The 4,193-nt window shown below is 48.9% G+C and carries 2 tRNA genes and 3 rRNA genes; all 5 read left to right on the top strand.

Annotated elements, in window-relative coordinates:
- Positions 1-669: ribosomal RNA gene (locus ACEN36_RS12830) — 16S ribosomal RNA — on the top strand; the annotation flags it as partial.
- Between the two features lie 54 nt (positions 670-723).
- A tRNA-Ala gene (locus ACEN36_RS12825) sits at positions 724-796 on the top strand.
- Positions 797-943: 147 nt separating this feature from the next.
- Positions 944-3,843, top strand: a 23S ribosomal RNA gene (locus ACEN36_RS12820).
- Between the two features lie 83 nt (positions 3,844-3,926).
- Positions 3,927-4,042, top strand: a 5S ribosomal RNA gene (gene rrf / locus ACEN36_RS12815).
- A gap of 5 nt (positions 4,043-4,047) precedes the next feature.
- Positions 4,048-4,121, top strand: a tRNA-Asn gene (locus ACEN36_RS12810).
- Positions 4,122-4,193: the final 72 nt, after the last annotated feature.

Here is a 4,193-nt window from a genome sequence, read left to right as displayed (position 1 = left end):
AGCACTCCGCCTGGGGAGTACGACCGCAAGGTTGAAACTCAAAGGAATTGACGGGGGCCCGCACAAGCGGTGGAGCATGTGGTTTAATTCGAAGCAACGCGAAGAACCTTACCAGGTCTTGACATCCCGATGCTATTTCTAGAGATAGAAAGTTACTTCGGTACATCGGTGACAGGTGGTGCATGGTTGTCGTCAGCTCGTGTCGTGAGATGTTGGGTTAAGTCCCGCAACGAGCGCAACCCCTATTGTTAGTTGCCATCATTCAGTTGGGCACTCTAGCGAGACTGCCGGTAATAAACCGGAGGAAGGTGGGGATGACGTCAAATCATCATGCCCCTTATGACCTGGGCTACACACGTGCTACAATGGTTGGTACAACGAGTTGCGAGTCGGTGACGGCGAGCTAATCTCTTAAAGCCAATCTCAGTTCGGATTGTAGGCTGCAACTCGCCTACATGAAGTCGGAATCGCTAGTAATCGCGGATCAGCACGCCGCGGTGAATACGTTCCCGGGCCTTGTACACACCGCCCGTCACACCACGAGAGTTTGTAACACCCGAAGTCGGTGAGGTAACCTTTTGGAGCCAGCCGCCTAAGGTGGGACAGATGATTGGGGTGAAGTCGTAACAAGGTAGCCGTATCGGAAGGTGCGGCTGGATCACCTCCTTTCTAAGGAAAAACGGAATGTACTTGAGTTTCTTATTTAGTTTTGAGAGGTCTTGTGGGGCCTTAGCTCAGCTGGGAGAGCGCCTGCTTTGCACGCAGGAGGTCAGCGGTTCGATCCCGCTAGGCTCCATTGAATCGAAAGATTCAAGTATTGTCCATTGAAAATTGAATATCTATATCAAATTCCATATGTAAGTAATTACATATAGATAGTAACAAGAAAATAAACCGAAACGCTGTGAATATTTAATGAGTTAGGTCGAAAGGCCAAAAATAAGGTTAAGTTAATAAGGGCGCACGGTGGATGCCTTGGCACTAGAAGCCGATGAAGGACGTGACTAACGACGAAATGCTTTGGGGAGCTGTAAGTGAGCAATGATCCAGAGATGTCCGAATGGGGGAACCCGGCAGGTAATGCCTGTCACTCATTACTGTTAAGGTAATGTAGAGGAAGACGCAGTGAACTGAAACATCTAAGTAGCTGTAGGAAGAGAAAGCAAAAGCGATTGCCTTAGTAGCGGCGAGCGAAACGGCAAGAGGGCAAACCGAAGAGTTTACTCTTCGGGGTTGTAGGACTGCAACGTGGACTTAAAGATTATAGAAGAACTACCTGGGAAGGTAGGCCAAAGAGAGTAATAGCCTCGTATTCGAAATAGTCTTTATACCTAGCAGTATCCTGAGTACGGCGAGACACGAGAAATCTCGTCGGAATCTGGGAGGACCATCTCCCAACCCTAAATACTCTCTAGTGACCGATAGTGAACCAGTACCGTGAGGGAAAGGTGAAAAGCACCCCGGGAGGGGAGTGAAATAGAACCTGAAACCGTGTGCCTACAACAAGTTCGAGCCCGTTAATGGGTGAGAGCGTGCCTTTTGTAGAATGAACCGGCGAGTTACGATATGATGCGAGGTTAAGTTGAAGAGACGGAGCCGTAGGGAAACCGAGTCTTAATAGGGCGCATTAGTATCATGTCGTAGACCCGAAACCATGTGACCTACCCATGAGCAGGTTGAAGGTGAGGTAAAACTCACTGGAGGACCGAACCAGGGCACGTTGAAAAGTGCTTGGATGACTTGTGGGTAGCGGAGAAATTCCAAACGAACTTGGAGATAGCTGGTTCTCTCCGAAATAGCTTTAGGGCTAGCGTCGATGTTAAGTCTCTTGGAGGTAGAGCACTGTTTGGGTGAGGGGTCCATCCCGGATTACCAATCTCAGATAAACTCCGAATGCCAATGAGATATAATCGGCAGTCAGACTGCGAGTGCTAAGATCCGTAGTCGAAAGGGAAACAGCCCAGACCACCAGCTAAGGTCCCAAAATATATGTTAAGTGGAAAAGGATGTGGGGTTGCACAGACAACTAGGATGTTAGCTTAGAAGCAGCTATTCATTCAAAGAGTGCGTAATAGCTCACTAGTCGAGTGACCCTGCGCCGAAAATGTACCGGGGCTAAAACATATTACCGAAGCTGTGGATACCTTTATAGGTATGGTAGGAGAGCGTTCTATGTGCGAAGAAGGTGTACCGTGAGGAGTGCTGGAGCGCATAGAAGTGAGAATGCCGGTATGAGTAGCGAAAGACAGGTGAGAATCCTGTCCACCGTAAGACTAAGGTTTCCAGGGGAAGGCTCGTCCGCCCTGGGTTAGTCGGGACCTAAGGAGAGACCGAAAGGTGTATCCGATGGACAACAGGTTGATATTCCTGTACTAGAGTATATAGTGATGGAGGGACGCAGTAGGCTAACTAAACCAGACGATTGGAAGTGTCTGGCCAAGCAGTGAGGTGTGATATGAGTCAAATGCTTATATCTTTAACATTGAGCTGTGATGGGGAGCGAAGTTTAGTAGCGAAGTTAGTGATGTCACACTGCCGAGAAAAGCTTCTAGCGTTAATTATACTCTACCCGTACCGCAAACCGACACAGGTAGTCGAGGCGAGTAGCCTCAGGTGAGCGAGAGAACTCTCGTTAAGGAACTCGGCAAAATGGCCCCGTAACTTCGGGAGAAGGGGCGCTGACTGATGGTCAGCCGCAGTGAATAGGCCCAAGCAACTGTTTATCAAAAACACAGCTCTCTGCTAAATCGTAAGATGATGTATAGGGGGTGACGCCTGCCCGGTGCTGGAAGGTTAAGAGGAGTGCTTAGCGTAAGCGAAGGCATGAATTGAAGCCCCAGTAAACGGCGGCCGTAACTATAACGGTCCTAAGGTAGCGAAATTCCTTGTCGGGTAAGTTCCGACCCGCACGAAAGGCGTAATGATTTGGGCACTGTCTCAACGAGAGACTCGGTGAAATTTTAGTACCTGTGAAGATGCAGGTTACCCGCGACAGGACGGAAAGACCCCATGGAGCTTTACTGCAGTTTGATATTGAGTATCTGTACCACATGTACAGGATAGGTAGGAGCCTATGACCTCGGGACGCCAGTTTCGAGTGAGGCGTTGTTGGGATACTACCCTTGTGTTATGGCTACTCTAACCCAGATAGGTTATCCCTATCGGAGACAGTGTCTGACGGGCAGTTTGACTGGGGCGGTCGCCTCCTAAAAGGTAACGGAGGCGCCCAAAGGTTCCCTCAGAATGGTTGGAAATCATTCGCAGAGTGTAAAGGTATAAGGGAGCTTGACTGCGAGAGCTACAACTCGAGCAGGGACGAAAGTCGGGCTTAGTGATCCGGTGGTTCCGTATGGAAGGGCCATCGCTCAACGGATAAAAGCTACCCTGGGGATAACAGGCTTATCTCCCCCAAGAGTTCACATCGACGGGGAGGTTTGGCACCTCGATGTCGGCTCGTCGCATCCTGGGGCTGTAGTCGGTCCCAAGGGTTGGGCTGTTCGCCCATTAAAGCGGCACGCGAGCTGGGTTCAGAACGTCGTGAGACAGTTCGGTCCCTATCCGTCGCGGGCGTAGGAAATTTGAGAGGATCTGCTCCTAGTACGAGAGGACCAGAGTGGACTTACCGCTGGTGTACCAGTTGTTCTGCCAAGAGCATCGCTGGGTAGCTATGTAGGGAAGGGATAAACGCTGAAAGCATCTAAGTGTGAAGCCCACCTCAAGATGAGATTTCCCATGATTTTATATCAGTAAGAGCCCTGAGAGATGATCAGGTTGATAGGTTAGAAGTGGAAGTGTGGTGACACATGTAGCGGACTAATACTAATAGCTCGAGGACTTATCCAACGAAAGTAACTGAGATATATTGACAACGATTTGGTTTCTTGATACAGTATAGATATTCAATTTTGAGTTGAGAATACTCAGAGTTAAGTGACGATAGCCTAGGAGATACACCTGTTCCCATGCCGAACACAGAAGTTAAGCCCTAGTACGCCTGATGTAGTTGGGGGTTGCCCCCTGTTAGATACGGTAGTCGCTTAGCCTTTATCCGCCATAGCTCAGTTGGTAGTAGCGCATGACTGTTAATCATGATGTCGTAGGTTCGAGTCCTACTGGCGGAGTATAATTTTTTAAGCTAGACATTGTCTAGCTTTTTTGGTTTGTTTTCTTGTTAATTACTAATTTTTTAGGTA

The sequence above is a fragment of the Desemzia sp. FAM 23989 genome, from assembly GCF_045528345.1.
GTDB lineage: Bacteria > Bacillota > Bacilli > Lactobacillales > Carnobacteriaceae > Desemzia.
Note: the sequence above shows the minus strand (reverse complement) of the source record. Positions and strands in the feature narration are given on the sequence as shown.